12 protein-coding genes and 1 pseudogene are annotated in these 19101 nt (G+C 70.9%); 5 read left to right on the top strand and 8 right to left on the bottom strand.

Annotation, left to right across the window (positions count from 1 at the left end):
- Positions 1-99: 99 nt before the first annotated feature.
- From ACSMXW_RS23870 to ACSMXW_RS23840, 7 genes are all read right to left on the bottom strand, one after another.
- Positions 100-429 (bottom strand): tetratricopeptide repeat protein, encoded by a 330-nt coding sequence (locus tag ACSMXW_RS23870; RefSeq protein ID WP_485808260.1) that lies wholly within the window; start codon positions 427-429, stop codon positions 100-102.
- Between the two features lie 361 nt (positions 430-790).
- Positions 791-1486 (bottom strand): formyltransferase family protein, encoded by a 696-nt coding sequence (locus tag ACSMXW_RS23865; RefSeq protein ID WP_485799228.1) that lies wholly within the window; start codon positions 1484-1486, stop codon positions 791-793.
- A 100-nt stretch (positions 1487-1586) separates the two neighbouring features.
- A complete protein-coding gene (locus ACSMXW_RS23860) occupies positions 1587-1784 on the bottom strand; it encodes an MbtH family NRPS accessory protein (RefSeq protein WP_485799226.1) in 198 nt (65 codons plus the stop codon).
- Entirely contained in the window at positions 1784-3031 is a 1248-nt protein-coding gene (locus ACSMXW_RS23855) for a cytochrome P450 (protein WP_485799224.1), read from the bottom strand. Before ACSMXW_RS23855 ends, ACSMXW_RS23860 begins: the two co-directional genes overlap by 1 nt.
- A complete protein-coding gene (locus ACSMXW_RS23850; RefSeq protein WP_485799223.1) occupies positions 3028-4812 on the bottom strand; it encodes a beta-ketoacyl synthase N-terminal-like domain-containing protein in 1785 nt (594 codons plus the stop codon). The genes ACSMXW_RS23855 and ACSMXW_RS23850 overlap by 4 nt, the downstream gene beginning before the upstream one ends.
- A gap of 36 nt (positions 4813-4848) precedes the next feature.
- Entirely contained in the window at positions 4849-6669 is a 1821-nt protein-coding gene (locus ACSMXW_RS23845) for a non-ribosomal peptide synthetase (RefSeq protein WP_485799221.1), read from the bottom strand.
- Positions 6666-12728, bottom strand: a complete 6063-nt coding sequence (locus tag ACSMXW_RS23840; protein ID WP_485799219.1) for an acyltransferase domain-containing protein — start codon at positions 12726-12728, stop codon at positions 6666-6668. Before ACSMXW_RS23840 ends, ACSMXW_RS23845 begins: the two co-directional genes overlap by 4 nt.
- Positions 12729-14057: 1329 nt before the next feature.
- Here ACSMXW_RS23840 and ACSMXW_RS23835 point away from each other — a divergent pair.
- Entirely contained in the window at positions 14058-14264 is a 207-nt protein-coding gene (locus tag ACSMXW_RS23835) for a hypothetical protein (protein WP_485799218.1), read from the top strand.
- Entirely contained in the window at positions 14261-15622 is a 1362-nt protein-coding gene (locus ACSMXW_RS23830) for an MFS transporter (protein WP_485799216.1), read from the top strand. The genes ACSMXW_RS23835 and ACSMXW_RS23830 overlap by 4 nt, the downstream gene beginning before the upstream one ends.
- Positions 15623-15810: 188 nt before the next feature.
- On the opposite strand, the gene ACSMXW_RS23825 is transcribed toward ACSMXW_RS23830, so the two are convergent.
- On the bottom strand, positions 15811-16191 hold the full coding sequence (locus tag ACSMXW_RS23825) for a VOC family protein (RefSeq protein WP_485799214.1): 381 nt from the start codon (positions 16189-16191) through the stop codon (positions 15811-15813).
- Positions 16192-16503: 312 nt separating this feature from the next.
- On the opposite strand from ACSMXW_RS23825, the pseudogene ACSMXW_RS23820 reads away from it, so the two are divergent.
- The 3 genes and pseudogenes from ACSMXW_RS23820 to ACSMXW_RS23810 all read left to right on the top strand — a co-directional run bounded on the left by ACSMXW_RS23820 (position 16504) and on the right by ACSMXW_RS23810 (position 18925).
- Positions 16504-17237, top strand: a pseudogene (locus ACSMXW_RS23820) (hypothetical protein).
- Positions 17192-17509 carry an Orn/Lys/Arg family decarboxylase gene (locus ACSMXW_RS23815; RefSeq protein WP_485808258.1) on the top strand — a complete coding sequence of 106 codons (318 nt, stop codon included), beginning with the start codon at positions 17192-17194 and terminating at the stop codon, positions 17507-17509. The pseudogene ACSMXW_RS23820 and the gene ACSMXW_RS23815 overlap by 46 nt, the downstream one beginning before the upstream one ends.
- Before the next feature lie 96 nt (positions 17510-17605).
- A complete protein-coding gene (locus ACSMXW_RS23810; protein WP_485799212.1) occupies positions 17606-18925 on the top strand; it encodes a M14 family metallopeptidase in 1320 nt (439 codons plus the stop codon).
- Positions 18926-19101: the final 176 nt, after the last annotated feature.

The raw sequence follows: 19101 nt of genomic DNA, 5'->3' as shown, positions 1-19101 counted from the left end.
GCACATCGCCCCCTTGTCAAGGGATGAGGCGATTCGGAGCCCTGCGGCCCTGCGCCGTCACCGGGGATGTCCCCCGGCGGAGTCTCCGAGTTTGCGGCGTCATGCGTCGGTGGTCGGATGGCCGATCTCGTCGCCGATCTTCAGGGCGTGCCGCCAGGCCTGCCGGGCGGCGTCCACGTCTCCGGTGATGTGGTGGGTGTCGCCGAGGCGGCCGAGTGCAAGGGCTTCGCGGTTGCGGTCGCCGAATGCTCGGTACAGGTCGAGGGCGCGCTGGAAGCAGAGGGTGGCCTGTTCATAGTGGCCGAGGTGGTGGTGGGCGCAGCCGAGGCTGTCCCAGGCGTTGGCCTCGCCGTGGCGGCTCCCGGTCTGCTGGTGCAGGGTGAGAGCTTGCTGGCAGCGGGCCAGGGCCTGCTCGTGCTCTCCGAGCAGGCCGTGTATCCAGCCGATGTCGTTGAGGACGACGGCCTGCCAGGCGTGGTGGCCGGCGGTCCGCTACCGAGCGCGCCGAGGAAGCCGCGTACTGCCGTCGCCGGTGGCAGCGCTTCCGCCAGAGGGTCGAAGGCGCGCAGGCCGGCGTAGAGTTGCCCGTCGGGGAACCTGTCGAGATGGTGGTGGGCCCAGCGCAGTACGAGCGAGGTCCCCCACACCCGCTCCACGAAGTCGGTTCCGCCGCAGGCGACTCCACCGTCGTAGTGTGACGCGCACACCCTGACCGGCCGTGTGCCGCCTCCCCGCGCCGACCGGACGTGTCATCACATCCCGTCGGCGCGGGGTCGATCGATGCCGACCGCTACTGCACGTGCAGTGCCCACCTGCTGCCGTCGATGGGCGCCGTGCCGGGCAGCGCGATCAGTTCGGGTTTGAACAGCGGTGGCGCGCCCATCGCGGGCTCCCAGGTCGCCATCTTCTCGTCCTGCGGGACCTCGATCCGCCTGCCCTCGGCGAGGTCGGCGACCACCCGCAGCAACAACCGCACACCGAGCGGGGCCAGGTGCTCGCGCCACAGGCTCTGCGCGGTCGAGCCCGGGGGCACGAACAGGTGCTCCTGGGCGGCGATCGGGCCGGCGTCGGTGCGCTCGGTGAGGTGGTAGACGGTACCGCCCGTCACCTTGTCACCGTCCCGGATCGTCCACCGGATCGCGTCCCGGCCGCGGTGCAACGGCAGCAGGCTCGGGTGATAGCCGATGGCGGCGACGGCGGCCCTGGCCCGCGTCCGGCGTCCGATGAACGCGTGTGAATGCGCGGCGATGAGGATGTCCACACCGTCCGGGACGTGCATGGCGCGTAACTCGGCCGAGTCCGTCCACTCGATGCTCCTGGGGTACGCCCAGGCGCGCAGCCGGTCCCAGGACAACGCGTTGCTCTCGTCGGAATGCCCGTGGCGCAGCCGGGGGGCGGCCACCCCCACGATCCGGTGCCCTTCGTCCAGCAGGGCCTCCGCGACCTGTACCGCGAACGCCCCTCGTCCTGAAATGTAGATGTTCACTCGCGCTCCCGTCGGTCGCCAGTACGTTCTCGCCCGGTTCGAGTGGCCTGCCGTCGCTCAGGCCGGCAGGCCCCCGAGCGGGCCCCGGCTCTGAGAAAGGTCAGGGCGTCGGCGTCGGTCCCGTCGCGGTGAAGTGCTTCTCGACGTGGTCGAGGGCACCGTCACGGTCGGGTCCGGCGTACACGATCCGCCATCCCTTCGGCAGGTCCAGGTACGGCCGCCACAGCGCGTGCTGTCCGTCGGCGTTCGCCACGACCAGCCAGTCGCCCGCACCGCCGTCGAAGGGGTTACCGCTCATCAGTCGACCTCTTTCAGTCCGGAGTGGTCCGGCCGGAACCGCACCGGCAGGGTGGAGAACCCGGTCAGGAAGTTGGACCGGATGCTCAGCGCCTCACCGGTCTGCTCGAATCCGGTCGTGAAGTCCCGCAACGCCATGAGCAGCTCGGAGATCTCCACCTTGGCCAGGTGCGAGCCGACGCAGAAGTGCGGGCCGTAGCCGAAGGCCATGTGCTTGTTGGGGGTGCGCCCGAGGTCGAACACCTCGGGTCGGTCGAAGGTCCGTTCGTCCCGGTTGCCTGAGGCGTGCCAGAGCGTGACGATCTCGCCCGGCCGCAGCCGTACGCCGTGCAGTTCGGTCTCGCTGACGACGCTGCGCCCGAAGTGCATCGTGGGTGACGCCCAGCGCAGCACCTCGTCCACGGCGGTGTCGATCGCGACCTCACCGTGCTTGAGCCGCCGCCACTGCTCGGGGTGGGCCGCGAGCGTGTGCACGCTGTCGATCATCGTCAGCCGGCTGGTCTCGTCGCCGCCGATGATCAGGCTGTAGCAGTTGAGCACGATGTCCTCGTCGGACAGTGGCACCCCGTCGATGGAGCTGCGGACCAGCATGCTGATCACGTCGTCGCCCGGCGACGCGCGCCGCTCCTCGACCATGTCCATGAAGTACAGCAGGATCTCGTTGCGGGCCATCTCGGAGTCGAGCTCGTCGACGTCGGCGTCTTCCAGGGCATCGGTCGACAGCGCGGTCTTGGTCTGGGCGAGCAGGTAGTCCCGGTCCTGCTCGGGCACGCCGAGCAGGTTCGAGATCGTGGTCATCGGGATGCGGCTGGCGATCTGCTCGGCGAAGTCGCAGCCGCCGGTCTCGACCGCCTCGCGGACCAGCTGCCGGGTGTTGACCCGCACCGCCGCCGCGACCTCGCTGAGCACCCTCGGCGAGAGCACCCGCTGAAGGATCTTGCGCAACTCGTGGTGCCGGTGCCCGTCGGTGACGGCCAGCATCCGGCCGGCCCCGGCGTCCCCGCCTTCCAGCAGCGTGACGAGCACGTTGCCGCGCTCGGACGTGAAGCTCACGTCGTCGCGGTAGGTGGCCATGATGTCCTCGTGGCGGGAGAGCACCCAGAACCCGCGGCGGCCTCCGGCCGGTGGGTTCCAGTGCACCGGAGCGGTGTCCCGCAGCATGCGCCAGAACTCGCCGAGGTCGTGCTCCGCGAACGTGTTCGGGTCGCCCAGGTCCACGGTGTCCAAGGCTGGTGTGCTCAACGTCACCAGTCCTTACGCCAGAACCGGCGCGGCTGGAACGGGTAACCGGGCAGCGGCACGCGGTGGCTGGCCTCGCCCTGGTGCAGGGAGCCGAAGTCCACCCGCTGCCCGTTCACCCAGGCGGCGGCCAGATCGAACAACGCCTGTCCGTCCTGCCCGGACGGCACGATCCCGTCGCCGGTGTGCCGGAAGGAGTCCGCGGCCACCCGGGGCGCGGTACCGGTCGCGACGGTCAGGCCGCGGGGGGAGTCGGCGGACAGCGCGTCGATCAGCTCCGCACGGCTGCGGACCACGGCCGCCCACCGGCGGGCCATCACCTTGCGGCCCAGGTTGAGGCTGAAGCAGATGTCGTCCAGACGCAGGTGGGGGTTGGCCACCAGCCAGTCCTTCAGCCGCGTGCGCTGACGCGCCAGCGCCGGGTCGTCCAGGGCGGACAGGGTGGCCAGTCGCGGCCTGTCGACGGCCTCGGGGGCGCGCCCGGCGACGGCCGGCGGCTCCTCCAGCACCAGGTGCGCGTTGAAGCCGCCGCCGCCGATCGAGGTGACGCCCGCACGGCGGATGCCGCTCTCCGGCTCCCAGTCCGCCGCCTGGCGCTGCGGCACGAACGGAGTGCTGGGGAAATCTATCTCCTGGTTGACGTCCGTCAGGTTGATCGTCGGCGCCAGCGTCCTGTGGTAGAGGGACATCGCGGCCTTCACCGCACCGAAGCCGCCCGACACCACGCCACCGTGCCCGACGTTGCCCTTGACCGCGCCGATCGAGCAGGTGCCGGTCTGCTTGCCGAACGCCAGGCCCACCGCGTGCACTTCGAGCTCGTCGGTGATCGGCAGACCGAAACCGTTGGCCTCGTACAGGGACACGGTGTCCGCGTCGACGCCGCCGACCTGCATGGCGGCGGCGATGCACGCCCCCAGCCGCTCGGGCTGCGCCATGCCGTAGGCCACCGCGGCGACGCCGTTGTTGTTGATGGCCGACCCCTTGACCACGGCGTAGATGTGGTCGCGGTCGGCGACGGCCTGCGCCACCGGCTTGAGCACCACCGTGGCGACTCCGCTGGACAGGAAGGTGCCGGTGCCGTTCGCGTCGAACGGGCGGCAGTGGCCGTCCCTGGACAGGATGCGGCCTTCCTCCCACAGATGGCCACGGGGGTGCGGCAGGCGCACCATCACGCCGCCGGCGATCGCCATGTCGGCCTGGCCGAGCAGCAGCGCCTGGCTGGCCAGGTGCACCGCGTAGTGGAAGCCGGCGCAGGCGGTGGCGACGGTGACGGCCTCACCGGTCAGCCCCAGGTAGTACAGCGCGTTGGACGTCATGGTGTCCGGCGACCAGGCGAGGCTGTGCTCCATCGCCTCGGGGCCGACCGACACCCGGTCCGGCGGGGCGCTGTAGAGCGCGGCCGTCTGCGGGTTGTTGGCGCCGTAGATGCCCACCTCGCCCTCGACCCGCTCCGGGTCGTAGCCGGCGTCCTCCAGCGACTCCCACGCACTCTCCAGGAACAGCCGGTTCTCCGGGGTCGTCGCGGCCGCCATCCGGTCGCTGATGCCGAACACCGACGGATCGAACTCGTCGTAGCCGTCGAGCACGCCGCAGGCGCGCACGTAGAACGGGTTGTGGATCAAGGTGGCGTCGACCTCGATCTCGTCCGTGGTCAGGAACGACACGGACTCCCTGCCGTGTAAGAGGTTGTCCCAGAACTGTTCCTTGGTGCGGGCACCGGGCGCCCTGCACGACATGCCGATGACGGCCACGTCGCCGGGGTCGTACTCCTGCTCAGGGCTGTCGGACATGGAAGGCTCCTGCCTCGATCGAGTGGGACCGGTGGCTCACTTGCCGGTGGGGGTGGCGCGGCCGCGCAGCACGGCGCGGCGGGCGGTGGCGCGGCGCCGGGCCGACTTGACCACCTCGGAGGCCTCGCCGCTGTCGTCGTCGAGCCAGCGGCCGAGGGAGAGGATGTCGTGGTAGCTGAACAGGTCGGGCACCCGGACACGGCGGCCGAACCGCCGCGTCATCAGCCTGGCCAGCCGGACCAGCAGCAGGGAGTCGCCGCCGAGGTCGTAGAAGGCGGTCCTGACGTCGATGCTCGCCGGATCGAGGCCGAGCAGCTCGCCCCAGATCTCCGACAGCGCCACCTCCGTCGGCGTGCCGGCGGCCGTCACGGGCCCGCCGGTGGCGGCGGCCGGCGGCTCCGGAAGCGCGGCACGGTCGAGCTTCCCGCCCGGTGTCAGCGGAAGCGCGGTCACGAACACGATCGTCCCCGGCACCATGTAGTCGGGCAGCTCGGCGGCGAGCCTGCCGGTGATGGTGCTCTGGAGTGCGGCGTCCAGCCAGACGCCGTCCCGGGCGTCGCCCTCGGGCACGACGTAGCCGATGAGTCTGTTGCCCCGTACGACGGCCGCGGCCTGACGGACCTCGGGGCAGCCGGTCAGCCAGGTCTCGACCTCTTCCAGCTCGATGCGGTAGCCGCGCATCTTGACCTGGTGGTCGGTGCGGCCGACGAATTCGAGCTCACCGTCCGCGGTCAGCGTGACGACGTCACCGGTGCGGTACATGCGCTCGCCGTCCAGGAACGGGTCCGGCACGAACCGCTCGGCGGTGGTGCGCGGCCTGCGCACGTAGCCGTGGGCGAGGCCGGCACCACCGAGGTAGAGCTCCCCGGGCACACCGGCCGGCAGCCGCTTCAGGTTCTCGTCGAGCACGTAGACACGGGCGCTGACCGACGGTGTGCCGATCGAGGGCTCACACGTCTCGTCCTCCGGCACCAGCTTGAACGAGCAGAAGACGGTTCCCTCGGTGGGGCCGTAGGCGTTGAAGACGCGGTCGGCGCCGGTCTCCCGGTACGCCCGGTCCACCAGCTTGCGGTGCAGGGGCTCGCCGCCGAACACGACCGAGCGTAAGTTCGGCGGCAGGCCGCCGGCGTCGAGCAGGCTGTTCATCACCGACGGGATGACGTTGAGGTGGGTGATCTTGTCGACGTACTGGCTGTCCGGCAGGTGGACGGCGCTCTCCACGAGCACGACGGCGCCGCCGCGGCACAGTGCGCCGAAGATCTCCATCACGGACATGTCGAAGCAGACCGAGCTGGCCGCGGACACACCGCTCAGGTCGCAGTCGGCGAAGATCCGGTCCAGCTCGGACAGCATGGCGACGCAGCCGCTGTGCCGGATGGCCACACCCTTGGGCCGGCCGGTGGACCCCGACGTGTAGATCACGTACGCGGTGTCGCCGGGCACGACGGGGACGGGCCGCTCGCCGGGCTCGGTCGTCACGGCCTCACCCAGCACGACCACGGTGGGGCCGGCCGGGCAGCTGGCTCGGGACGCGGGCGTGGTCAGCAGCAGGCGGGTGCCGCTGTCCCGCACCATGAGGTTCAGCCGTTCGGCCGGATACCTCGGGTCCAGCGGCACGTAGCACGAGCCGGCGCGCAGGATGGCCAGGATGCCGACGAGGAGGTTGGGCGTGCGCTCGACGCAGATGCCGACCGGGACACCGGGGCCGGCGCCGTCGGCGACGAGCCGTTCGGCCAGCGCGCCGGACTGCTCGTCGAGGTCACGGTAGGTCAGGACGCCGGCGTCGGAGTAGACCGCGGGCGCCTGGGGGTTCTTGGCCGCCTGTTCGAGGAACTCGGCGTGCAGGGTCTCGGTCACTGGTCGCTCTCCTCGGGACGGCCGCTTGGCGTGGTCTCCTCGATGGGCAGGTCGGGGTGGGCGATCGAGCGGAAGAGCACAGTGCGGTAGAGCGTGAGCAGTGCCGTCACGGTCTCCCTCTCCAGGTAGCTGGGTTTGTACTGGACATGGCCGACCACCTCGCCGGAGATGTCGGCCATCGAGATCTCCAGGTCGAACTTGGCGAGGTGCCGGCGCACCGGCAGCGGTTCGAGCGGCAGGGCGCTGTCGGGTGCGATGGTGTCGCCGATGCCGTGGAAGAGCTTGACGGAGCGGGGAAACGCTTCCGAGGACAGCCAGTTCACCACGGTGTCGAACCACGGGGAGCGGCCCTCTGCCCTGGGCGGTTTCAAGGTGGAGGCCAGCAGGTCGAGGGGGTAGTTCATGTGTTCGAGCAGGCCGAGCGAGAACGCGTGGACCTCACGCAGCAGGTCTCGGAAGCTGCGGTCGCCGGCGGGTTTCGCACGCACCAGCACCGTGTTCAGGTAGTAGCCGATGGCGGACTCCCAGCCGGGCTCGCTGCGCTGGGCGATGGCGGTGGCCAGCACGGAGTCCTCGACGCCGGCCGCCCGGTTGAGCGTGGCGAAGAAGCCGGCCAGCACGACGGTGCTGATCGACACCCCTTCGCGCACCGCGAACTCCCTGAGCCTGCTGGTCTCCTCGGTGCTCCAGCGGAACGTGAGGTCGCGGCCCTCGTAGGTGACGCCGGGAGGCCGCTCGGTGGTGGACAGGTCGAGGTGGTCGGGCGGGTCGGCCAGCCGCTGCGACCACCAGCTCAGTGCCGCGTCGGCGGCCGGGCCGGCCAGCCACTGCCGCTCCCACTCGACGAAGTCCGTGTACGGGGGGACCGGACGGCTGTCGGCGGGGTCGGCGCCCTCGTAGAACTCCTGGAGTTCCCGGATCATCACGTCGGCCGACGCCGCGTCCGACGCGATGTGGTGGACGAGCACCAGCAGGTAGTGGTCCGCCGGTCCACGCGTCATCAGCACCACACGCACCAGCGGGCCGTTGTCCAGGTCCAGCGGCATGTGCCCGTACTCGGCGAGTTCCTCGCGGGCCTGCTCGTCGTCCAGCTCCGTGCTGTCCACGACGAGGAACTCGTACACCGGTTCGTCCAGGATGACCTGGCGTGGGCTGCCGCCCGCCTCGACGAAGAGCGTGCGCAGCGCGGGATGCCGCTCCATCACGGCCCGCACGGCGCTCTCGAGCGCCGCTTCGTCGACCGCGGCGCGGATCCGGGCGGCCACCATGAAGTTGTACGGCACGGCGTCCGGATCGACCTGCTGCATGAACCACAGCGAGGCCTGGCCGTGCGACACCGGCGCCAGTGCGAAACCGAGACCGTCGGCGCGCAGCTGGTCGAGCGCCGGTGCGTCGGTGGGCTCCAGCAACCCGCGTGCGGCCAGTTCGTCCACCAACTCCTCGGCGTCCAGTTCGGACAGATCGTCGAGGAACGTCCGTGCCGGGGCCCCGGGCGCCGGCGCCACCACCGCGGCCGGTTCCGGCGCCGGGGCCGGATCCGCCGCCGCGATCGGTGCCGGTTCCGCCGCCGGGATCGGTGCCGGTTCCGCCGTCGCGGTCGCGGCCGGACGGCCGATGGTCTCGACGATGTGGCCGACGAGCTCGGGTATGGTCCGGCCGTCGAGGAACGCCACCGGCGACACCCGCTTCCCGAACAGCGACTGCAACCGGTTCACCAGGCGGATCGCCAGCATCGAGTCGAGGCCGAAGTCGCGCAGGGTGGCACCCTCGTGGAACCTGTCCGCCGGCACGCCCACCGCGTCGGCGATCTCGCCGAGGATGACCTGCTCCACCGGCCTGTTCTCTGCGGTCGTGACCGCGGTCTCGACCCCCGGTGCCGGCGCGGCGACCGGTGCCGGCGCGGCGACCGGTGCCGGCGCGGCCTGGACGCCAGGCTGGGTGTCCAGCCAGTAGCGGTCCTTCTGCCACTGCACGAGCGGGGTCTCGACGACCTCGACGTCGTCGGCGAACAACGAGTCGAACGTCAGCGGGATGCCCCTGACGTACAGCGACGCGGCGGCCCCCAGCAGGCAGCGGACGTCGCTTTCGTCGCGCCGCAGGGAGTTGATCGCGTGCACACGGGCACCACGGGTCAGCGCGATCTCCTCGACCGCACCGCGCAGCGTCTCGTGCGGGCCGATCTCGACGAAGGTGCCGATGCCGCGGTCGACCAGCGCGCCGATCGTCTCGGCGAACCGCACCTGGTTGCGCAGGTTGTGCACCCAGTAGTCGACGTCGGCGACCGGGTTCACCGTGTCGGCCAGTGCCGTGGAGTGGAAGTCGATGGTGCCGGTCAGGGGGGTGATACCGGCGATGAGTTCCCTCAGTGGCCGGGTCAGCGGATCCATGCCGGGGCTGTGCACCGGCCGTTCGACCCGGATGTTCCTGGTCGAGATCCCGGCCCGCCGCAGGTCGGCCTCCAGGGCGCGGACGGCGTCGGGCGAGCCGGAGACCGCCGCGCTGGTGGGACTGTTCACCACGGCGATGGCCGCGTGCTCGGCGTACGGCGCGAGCCACGGCAGCAGCTCCTGCTCGGGCAGGTCGACGGAGATCATGGCGCCCGGGGCCGCTTTCCGTTCGAGCAGGTGCGACCGGGCGACGACGACGCGGGCGGCGTCGTCCAGCGAGAGTGTGCCGGCGACACACGCGGCGGCGACCTCGCCCAGGCTGTGCCCGACGACGGCGGCCGGTTGGATGCCGAGTTCGAGCCAGACCTTCGCCAGCGAGACCTGCAGGGCGAACAGGACGGGTTGCTGGAAGTCCATCTCCTCGAACCTGGCCTGGTCGGCCGGGGCGGCGAGCCGATCGAGCACCGAGCAGCCGCCGGCCGCGCGCACGGCGGCGTCGCAGGCGTGCATCCACGTGCGGAAGCCGGCGTGCGAGCGCATGAGCTCGCGGCCCATGCCGACCCAGTGCGTTCCGCCGCCGGAGAACACCAGCGCCACCCGCCGGTCGCTGGTGCCGGTGACCGTGCCCGTGACGACGTCGGGGTGGGGCTGACCGGCGGCGACCCGGGCGAGTTGGTCCAGGACCTGCCGGCGGTTGCGGGCGAACAGCGCGATGCGGTGGTTGTGGTGGGTGCGCCTGGTCGCGAGCGTGTAGGCGAGGTCGGAGATCCTCAGACTCGCGTCGCGTTCGACATGGTTGGACAGCTCACGGCAGGTGTCGGCCAGCGCCTGTGCCGAGTGCGCCGTGACGGGGATGAGGTGCAGCGGTTCGTCCGCCGTGCCCCCGTCCGGGCTCGGCGCGGCGTGTCGTCCCCGGTCGCCCGCGAGGAACGGGGTGGCCGTCACGGGGTGGCCGGCGGCGTACAGCGCGCCGAGCGAGCTCAGCAGCGTCCAGGCTTCGTCGGTGCCGCGCCGCAGCGAGGGCAGGGTGGCCGCCGTCAGGATCTCCGCCACGGACTTGAGCAGTACCGGATGCGGACTGAGTTCGATCACCGCGTCGATGTCGTGGCCGCTCAGGGCCGTCAGGGCGTCGACCACCCGGATCTCACCGCGCAGGTTGGCCGCCCAGTAGTCCGGTCCGAGCTCCGCGCCGTCGACCGGTTCGCCGGTGACCGTCGAGATCATCGGGATGTGCGCGGTCCGGGGCCTGAGGTCGGCGAGTTCGGCCCGCAGCGGGGCGAGGACGTGGTCGACCAGCGGCGAGTGCGGTGCGTGGCCCATGCGCACCCGGTGGCTCGTGATGCCCTCTTCGGTCAGCCGCTGCACGAGTGCGTCGATCTCCGGTGGCGTGCCGGTCACCAGGGTGGAGTTGGGGCCGTTGTAGCCGGAGACGGTCAGCTGGCCGGTCAGGTACTGCTTGGCGACGTCCGCACCGGCCGTGACCACGATGCCGTCGCCGCGTCCGACGGCCAGCTGCTGGAGGAGCCGACCGTGACTGGCGGCCAGGTGGGAGGCGTCGTCGAAGTCGAGTGCACCCGCGATGTGGGAGGCGGCGAACTCACCGACGCTCTGTCCCACGACGACGTCCGGCTCCACTCCCAGCGAGCGCCAGGCCTCGGCAAGGGCGACCTGTAAGGAGAACAGCAGCGGCTGGAAGACGTCCATGTCGTCGATGCGGCCGTCGGATGCCAGCATCTGGTCGACGAGCGAGAAGCCCAGCAGGTCCCGCATCCGCTTGTCGGAGCGCATCATGGACCGCCGGAACACGGGCATTCCGGCCAGCAGCTGCCTGCCCATGCCCACCCACTGCGACCCGTTGCCCGAGAACAGGAACGCCACCCGCGGCTTGCGTCCGGTCTTCTCCCCGACGCTCAGCCCGGCCGCCGCCGTGCCGGCGGTGAAGGCATCCAGTTGCGCCCTGAGCTCGGTCATGTCGCGGGCGGCGGCTGCGAGCCGGAACGTGCCGTCGCCGGGTGTCCGCCTGCACAGCGCCCGTAGGTCGTTCTCGTCACGCACCGCGGCGGCCTGCTCGGCCAGCTCCTTTGGGGAGTCCCCGGCCAGCAGCAGGAGTGAGCCCTCGGGGCGCGGCAGTTCCTCGACGGCGACGTGGCAGATGGCGCCGCCGAAGCCGAACGAGCTGACGCCCGCCCGGCGCGCGTCGGAGCGCCGCGGCCATGGCGTCAGCCGGTCCTGGACCGTGAGGTTGTACTCGTCGAACAGGATCTGCGGGTTCGGACTGGCGTAGTGCAGGCTCGGCGGGAGCACGCCGTTGCGGATCGACAGGGCGAGTTTGACCAGACCGACGATGCCGGCCGCCGCCTCCAGGTGCCCGACGTTGGACTTGACAGAACCCAGGCGCAGCGGTTCCGCCCGGTCACCGCCCAGGACCGCGCCGATGGCGTTGGCCTCGATGGGGTCGCCGAGGGGCGTCGCGGAGCCGTGGCACTCGATGTAGTCCACCAGGGAGGGCGCGATGCCCGCACGCCGGTAGGCGTTGCGCAGCATCAGCTCCTGCGCCTGGGGATTCGGCGCCGTCATGCCGTTGCTCAGGCCGTCGTTGTTGGCCGAGCTGCCCTTGATCAGGCAGTACACCGGCAGCTCGCGCTCCAGCGCCACGCTCAGCGGGGCGAGCACGACGATCCCGGCACCCTCACCGCGGACGTAGCCGTTGGCGCGGGCGTCGAAGGTCTTGCACCGGCCGTCCGGGGCGAGCGCGCCCATCGCGTCCATCGCGGTGTAGTAGTCGGAGACGAAGCTCAGGTTCACGCCGCCGGCCAGCGCCAGTTCGCTCTCGCCCATCCAGATCGACTGGCAGCCCAGGTGCACCGAGACCAGCGATCCGGCGCAGGCGGCGTCGATGGCCATGCTCGGGCCCTGCAGGCCGAGGACGTAGGAGACGCGGTTGGCGATGATGCCGTCGTGCATGCCGGTCGCGGTGTGCGGAGTGATCTGGCTGTCGGGACCGCGATAGTGCGCCAGCGCGGCGTAGTCGCCCCAGCAGGAGGCCATGAACACGCCGGTGTCGCTGCCGACGAGGCTGAGGGGCGCGACCCCCGCGTCCTCCAGCGCCTCCCAGGCCAGCTCCAGCGTCAGGCGTTGCTGCGGGTCCATCTGGACGGCTTCGCGGGGTGAGATGCCGAAGAACAGCGGATCGAACCGGTCGATGTCGTCGATGAACCCGCCCCAGCGCACGGTGTCGCGCAGGAGCTCGCGCCGCGCGGCCGGTACCGGCCCGACGGCGTCGCCGCCCTCGACCAGCAGCCGCCAGAACGAGGCGGGGTCCGGTCCGCCGGGGAACCGGCAGCCGATGCCCACGATCGCGATGGGCTCATGCGATGCCGTGCGCCGATCTCCGCCCGGGGCGGTGTCGGCGGCCCGCGGCCCGTCGACGAGCGCACGGGACAGCTCGTCGATGGTCGGGTACTGCCACATCCAGGTGACCGGAACCCTCCAGCCGAGGAATTCGGATAAGGACTCGGCAAGAGTCGCCGACTTCAGCGAGTCCAGACCGTACCGGTGCAGCGGTGCCCAGCGATCCACCGTGTTCCTGGATACGTCCAGAATCTCTACGACGCGAGAGATCAGAAACTCTGTCACGGCATGCGTATCTCGCACTGCGCGCTCTTGGGGCATTTCGGCTCCTCAGCGGGGCGGATGGAATGGCAGAGCTTGCGGCCGGCTGATCAAGGGCTCGGAAACACGTCGCCTGTGCAGGGGCAGCGGCACCGGGGTGGCTGCGGCGCGCCTGCGGCCGTGCCGGTACACACGGCCGGGTTCGGAGGTTCTCGAATGGGTCAGCCGGTGCCCGGCGGCTGACCCTTCAATGGCTCAGGACACAGAGGATTCGCTCGCCGTGCCGAGTGCCACGGGAGCTGTGGAACAGCGTGGTCAATTGAGCAGGGCACCGATGCGCCGCCCTGAAAGGGCCTACCGACCGCCATTCCGGCACAGTGGTACGGAACAGCCGCGGTGTCGAGTTCGCACGAGGATCGGTCACGTCCGGCGAGGGGAGTGCCGCGGGTCTCCCGGAGCGGGCACCGCACCATCGGACGAGGGCGGTCAGGGCATGGCGGAGCGCAGCGAATCCACGCTGTGGACCGGCATGCGCGGATACTCGCCGACCACCGGCATCAGGGTGGCCCCACGGAAGGTCCTGATCCCCGTGGCGCCGGGCAGCCTGCCTCGCCCCGGACATGATGGCGCGGCTGTCGAAGAACGCATACGTGCATCGCGACCCTACCCTCGTGAAGTAAGCATGGCCGAATCAGTTCACCATCTCGTTCGGGATCACTGGCCGGCGGTCCGTCCGCCGGGGCATCTCGTCCGTATCCTGGTCACGTTAATTCGCGACTGCGCTGACTCTGAAAAGGGGTGAGCAAAAAAATTCACCCGCACGGCCACTGCCGACGAGTCACAAGGTCCGGTATTGCCGCGGCAATTATGGGACTGACGTCGAGCCGGATCACGGGACAACCGCCCGACCGGTCAACGTCGAACTGCCACTCTGCGGACCGTGAGACACGTGCGATCTGTAGACGGGAAGGTGAGGTGGCGCGATATGACCCCCGAAGTGTCCGGTTCACTTCATGTGGTGGCCGTGAGGTAATTCGAACGCCATGGGCAGTAGTGAGTATGCTTGTTCACCATGGGTCAGTCAACCCTCACTCGCCCGGCCTGTATCAGTAACCCGTTGCAGTCGCTGCCGACGCAAGTCGGCAGCGACTCTCTCCTCGTATCGCGGAATCTGTGATTCCGAGGGAAATCGGGATTCCGCGGGTCCACGCACCGCTCGTGTGATATGGAGTTCCAAAGACACCGGACCAGAGGTGCACCGCCTGCCGCCACCATGCTTCAGCCGACGGAAGGAGGGGTTCTCTCTGCGGGATACGCCCCGGCCGCATACGGCTGGGGGCGGGCTGGACAGCAGGTGAGCGGCACTGCAAGCTGCTCGATATGATAATCATGAACCCCATGCCGGTGGTGGCGTGCGCCCGTGCCGCCGCCGCGCGGTGGCCGCTTGCGGCCGGTGCCGACGTCGCCTTATCCGGACGCTCCGCACACCGTCTTGTGGCCGCACCACTCGGCGTACGAGCCGAGGCCGCCGATCCGGCGGTCACCTCCTGGGTGGTTGACGTCGACCGCGGCGAGTTCCCCGGCAGGCCCGCATGACCGGTACCACGACGATGGCAGGGCACAGGCCGGCCCTGGCACTGGGGGCGCTGGCCGGGGCGCTCGCACTGGACGTGAGCGGTCTCGGGGTGCTGAACGCCGCCCTGCCGTCCATCAGAGAACGTTTCGGCCTGGACGAGGCCACGCTCCAGTGGACGATGACCGCCTACGCCGTGACGTTCGCCGGCTGCCTGCTGGTGGGTGGACGTCTGGCCGATGTGTGGGGCCGGCGCCGGGTGTTCGCATACGGTGTCGCCCTGTTCACGGCGTCCGCGGCGGTCGGGGCGCTGGCACCGGACACCGCGGTGCTGCTCGGTGCGCGCGCGGCCCAGGGCATCGGCGCGGCGCTGTCGGGTCCGGCCGCACTGGCCCTGCTGACCGAGGTGTTCTCGGCAGGTCCGGCGCGTGACCGGGCCCTCAGTGTGTACGCGGCGATCGGCGGCGTCAGCTTCAGCGGCGGGGTGCTGCTGGGCGGCGTACTGACCCAGTTCCTCGGCTGGCGGTCGGTGCTGTGGTTCTCGGTGGTGCTGGGCGCGGCCGTGCTGGCCGCGACGCGCGCCGGGCTGCCCCGTGGTACCGGGCGCGGCGGCCGACTGGATCTGCCCGGTGCGGTGTCGGGCACGCTCGGCCTCACCCTGCTGGTCGTCGGCGTGAGCAGCAGCGGCGCGTGGGCCTGGGGCGCGCTCTGCACCGCCGCGGCCTGCCTGGTCCTCTTCGTCGTGCGCGAACACCGCACCGAGGATCCGATGCTTCCTCTCGGCCTCTTCCGGATCGCATCGGTACGGGTGGCGAGCCTGGCGGCCTTCCTCCAGTTCACGGGCTCGGTCGGGCTGCTGTTCTTCGCGCCGCTGTATCTGCAGGGGATGCTGGGCTACTCCCCGGCCGAGTCCGGTATCGCGCTGGTACCGATGTCGTTGGCCGTGTTCCTCACCGCCAACTTCGCCACCGGACGCCTGCTGACCAAGTACGCCCCGAGAACGCTGATGACCGTCGGGCTCATCCTGATCGGCGGGGGAACGGCGCTGTGGCTGGCGACACCGCACCACGGCAGCTATGTGCAGCATGTGCTGCCAGGACTGGTCCTCAGCGGCATCGGCCAAGGGCTGAACTTCCCCTCGATGACGTCCGCCGGGCTCACCGACGTGTCACCGGACCAACACGCGGTCGCCGGCGCGGTGAACGTCGTGGCCCAGCAGATCGGCGCCAGCGCCGGAGTGGCGGTCATGGTCCTGGTCTCGACGACCGTCGACGACCAGCTCGCCGGCTACCACCTCGCCTACCTGGCAGCCGCCATCGCCTGTGTGCTCGGCGCGGCGGCCATCGCCATGAGGACGAGAGGCCGGCAGGCGACGCCGTAGCCGGCGAGGCGGGGCGTCGTGACGTCCGCGGCCTGAAGACCCTCCCCATGGAGCAGGGCATCCGGCAGTCGGACATGCCTCCCCAGGCGACCTGGGGAGGCGGTCGGCGGCCTCCGCCGGCGGCATGTCCCCGGCCGGCCGGCAGGAAGCGTGGCCGACGGCCTTCCCCCTCCTGCCGGCGAAGGCCGTCAGAGTGGGTCGAGGCGGGGCTTGAGCAGGCAGAACTCGTTGCCTTCTGGATCGGCGAGGACGTGCCAGGACGCCTCCGCGGGCTGACCGATGTCGAGGAGTTCGGCCCCGGCGGCCAGAAGGCGTTCGAGCTCGGCGTCCTGATCGCGGTCGGTGGGGTTGACGTCGATGTGCAGCCGGAGATTCCCGTTCCTCGGCTCGTCGTCGCGGATGAGGAAGATCGTCGGCTGCGGGCCGCCGAACCCTTCGCGCGGACCTATCTCGATGCAGCCCTCCTCTTCGCGATCGAGCACCACGAAGTCCAGCACCTCGCACCAGAACCGCGCCAGCGCCTCGGGGTCACGGCACTTGAGCACGAGTTCACTGACACGGCATGCCATTGGCGAAACCTACTCTCAGCCTGGGAACTTCCGGGGTGGCCGCGCGGGTCCCACGGGCTCCCGCGCTGAGCACGCTGTCGCGACCGTACCGGGCGAGGCGAGTGGGGGCGAGGTGTTATTCCAGGCCCTCTCCTGGCCGGGCTTCGGCGGGGCACCGGGCGTCGGCGGCCCCCCTTCGGCGGGGCACGGGCGTCGGCATGACCTCGGGGGGCATTTCCTTCGTTAGGGCGGTTTTCCGCCCGCTTACTACCGCCGCCGGTCGTCCTCCGGACACTCATACGGGGTGGCGACGGCCGCCGAGGAGGGGGCGGTATGAGCGGCGGTACGGTTTTGTTCGCGGTACAGGAGCGTCCCAGGGACGAAGAGACGGGGGCCGAGCAACTGCTCAGGCTCCGTACGGCGATCGAGGCGGAGGGTTTCGCGGTCCGCTGGGCGGTCACCGGCGCCGACGCGCAGGCGGTGCTCCGCACCGAGGCGGGCCTGGCCGCAGCGCTGGTGGGATGGGACCTTCGGTCCGGGGGCGGAACGGACGGCGGACCGGGCGGCGGGCCGTCCTGCTGGCACCTGGAGCCCGATGCCGACTGGCACGGCTTCCCTGGGCTGAGCCCGGGCTACTGCATGCTCGACCCGATCAAGGTCACCCTGACCTGCCGGGGATCAGTGCCACCGGCGCCATGGCCGACCGGGGCATCCCGGCCCGGGTGCTGACGTCCTACCTGGGCACCAGGAACATCGTCGCGGAGAAGACGGACAGCTACACCGCGCTCCTGCTGTTCTCCATGGGCATCACCAAGGGCAAGTGGGGCACGTTGCTGGACGCCCTGATGGACTTCAAGGCCCGCTACGACGAGGATGCGCCGCTCGACCGCGTCCTGCCCGGTCTGGTCGCCGAGTACCCGAAGCGCTACACCGGCCGGAAGCTGCGCGGACTGCGCCAGGAGATGCACGACCACCTGCGTGCCGCCGGCCTGGTCGACCTGCTGGACACGCCTTCCGGAAGCTGCCGGAACCGATCACTCCACCCCAGCTCTGCTACCAGCGGCTGATCCGTGGCGGCACCGAGCGAGTCCGGATCGCCGAGGCGGCGGGACGGGTGGCGGCCGCGATGGTCACCGTCACCCCGCCCGGCATCCCGGTGTTGATGCCCGGCGAGAGCGTCGGCACCGCGGACGGCCCACTGCTGCGCTATCTCACCGCGCTGGAATCCTTCGACCGACGCTTCCCCGGCTTCCGCAGCGAAACCCACGGGGTGACCGTCGACCCCGAGACCGGCGGCTACCTGATCGAGTGCCTGCGTCCGGGACGGGAGGCGGCTTGAGCGGCCGACGGACCGGCCACGGTCCGGGGCGTCCGGCACCACCGGGCACGAAAGGCGCCCTTTTTGTACGCGAGTTGACCGCTGTACCGTCCGCCTATGGTGAAACGAACGCGCTTCACGACCTGGAGACCGCTCGCGAAGGCGGCGGCGACCACATCGCTCGCCGCCGCCCTGATCCTCACCCCCACCCTTGTCGCACCCGCACTCGCCGCACCCGGGGACGCCCCGCCGCGCACCGGCTTCGAGCGCACCGACGGCGCCGAATGGACCGGTCAGAGCGACGAACAGAAGTTCCTCGCCGAGGTGGACGCGGGGAGCGACAAGGTGTCCGTCACCCGCATCGGCACCACCAAGCAGGGCCGGCCACTGCACCTGGTGCGTGTGGGCGCCCGCAACGCCACGACCACGGTGCTGCTGATCTGCAGTCAGCACGGCGACGAGCCCGCCGGGCGCGAGGCCTGCCTCACCACCCTCCGTGACCTCGCCTACGGTCAGAACCCGGCCACCGAGAGCCTGCTGCGCCACACCACCGTCCTCTTCGTACCCACCGCCAACCCCGACGGCCGGGCCGCCGACACCCGGGGCAACGGCGACGGCATCGACATCAACCGCGACCACCTGGCCCTGCGGACCGCCGAGGCCCGTGCCATGGCGGCGGTGATCCGCGACCGCAGGCCGGACGTCGTCTACGACCTCCACGAGTACGGCGCCACCCCGCCGTACTACGACAAGGACCTGTTCGACCTGTGGCCGCGCAACCTCAACACCGACCCCACGGTGCACGACATGGCCCGGTCGCTCTCCGAGGCCTACGTCCGGCCCACCGTCCGCCAGGACTCCTACTCCATCGGCACCTATGGCATCTGGACCGATCCGGAGACCGGGGAGCCGATCCGGCAGACCGCCGGTGACGGGCAGGAACGCATCCTGCGCAATATGACCGGCGTCAAGAACGCGGCCGGACTGCTCATAGAGAGCCGCGTCGACGCCCTGTCCCAGGCGGAGCAGGACGACCCCTCGCTCAACCACCGGCGCCGGGTCGGCTCCCACCTCTCGGCGCTGCGCGGCCTGTTCGCCTTCACCGGGGCACAGGGGGCCGCTCTGAGCAGGGCGGTCACCGCCGCCCGGGTGGCCGGATACCGCGACAGCGGCCCCGTCTACCTGTCCGGCGCGGACAACGACCCCGCCGAGGAGGACCAGGTCCTTCAGGAGCCGCCCTGCGGTTACCGTCTGACCGGGGAGCAGTACGCCGATCTCAGGGACGAGTTGGCGCTGCACGGGCTGCGCACGGTGCGTGACGGGGACGGCGGGGTCCTCGTACCGCTGCGTCAGCCGCTGCGGGCCCTGGTGCCGCTCCTGCTCGACGCGCGGGCGCCGTACCACGTCGCCGAGGCGGAGCCCGACACCGACTGCTGAACAGGCGAAAGGTGCCACGTGCACGGCGACGGCGGAGGGGAGCGGCCGGACGTCCGAGCCGTCCGGCCACTCCCCCTCCGCGCCCGCCGCGCGCGCATCCCGCCGGCGGCCCGTCGTGCGGCCGCCTCAGTGCGGCCGCCTCAGTGCGGCCGCCTCAGTGCGGCCGCGTCAGCGCC

Source organism: Streptomyces sp. DSM 116793, from assembly GCF_057320905.1.
This window is presented reverse-complemented; position numbering and strand designations above follow the sequence as displayed.

Excerpts from the sequence above, each read along its gene's own strand:
- ACSMXW_RS23860 (WP_485799226.1), bottom strand. The coding sequence starts at position 1,784 with ATGAGCGGTAACCCCTTCGACGGCGGTGCGGGCGACTGGCTGGTCGTG.
- ACSMXW_RS23835 (WP_485799218.1), top strand. The coding sequence starts at position 14,058 with ATGAACCCCATGCCGGTGGTGGCGTGCGCCCGTGCCGCCGCCGCGCGG.
- ACSMXW_RS23830 (WP_485799216.1), top strand. The coding sequence starts at position 14,261 with ATGACCGGTACCACGACGATGGCAGGGCACAGGCCGGCCCTGGCACTG.
- ACSMXW_RS23825 (WP_485799214.1), bottom strand. The coding sequence starts at position 16,191 with ATGGCATGCCGTGTCAGTGAACTCGTGCTCAAGTGCCGTGACCCCGAG.
- ACSMXW_RS23810 (WP_485799212.1), top strand. The coding sequence starts at position 17,606 with ATGGTGAAACGAACGCGCTTCACGACCTGGAGACCGCTCGCGAAGGCG.
- ACSMXW_RS23850 (WP_485799223.1), bottom strand. The coding sequence starts at position 4,812 with ATGTCCGACAGCCCTGAGCAGGAGTACGACCCCGGCGACGTGGCCGTC.
- ACSMXW_RS23840 (WP_485799219.1), bottom strand. The coding sequence starts at position 12,728 with ATGCCCCAAGAGCGCGCAGTGCGAGATACGCATGCCGTGACAGAGTTT.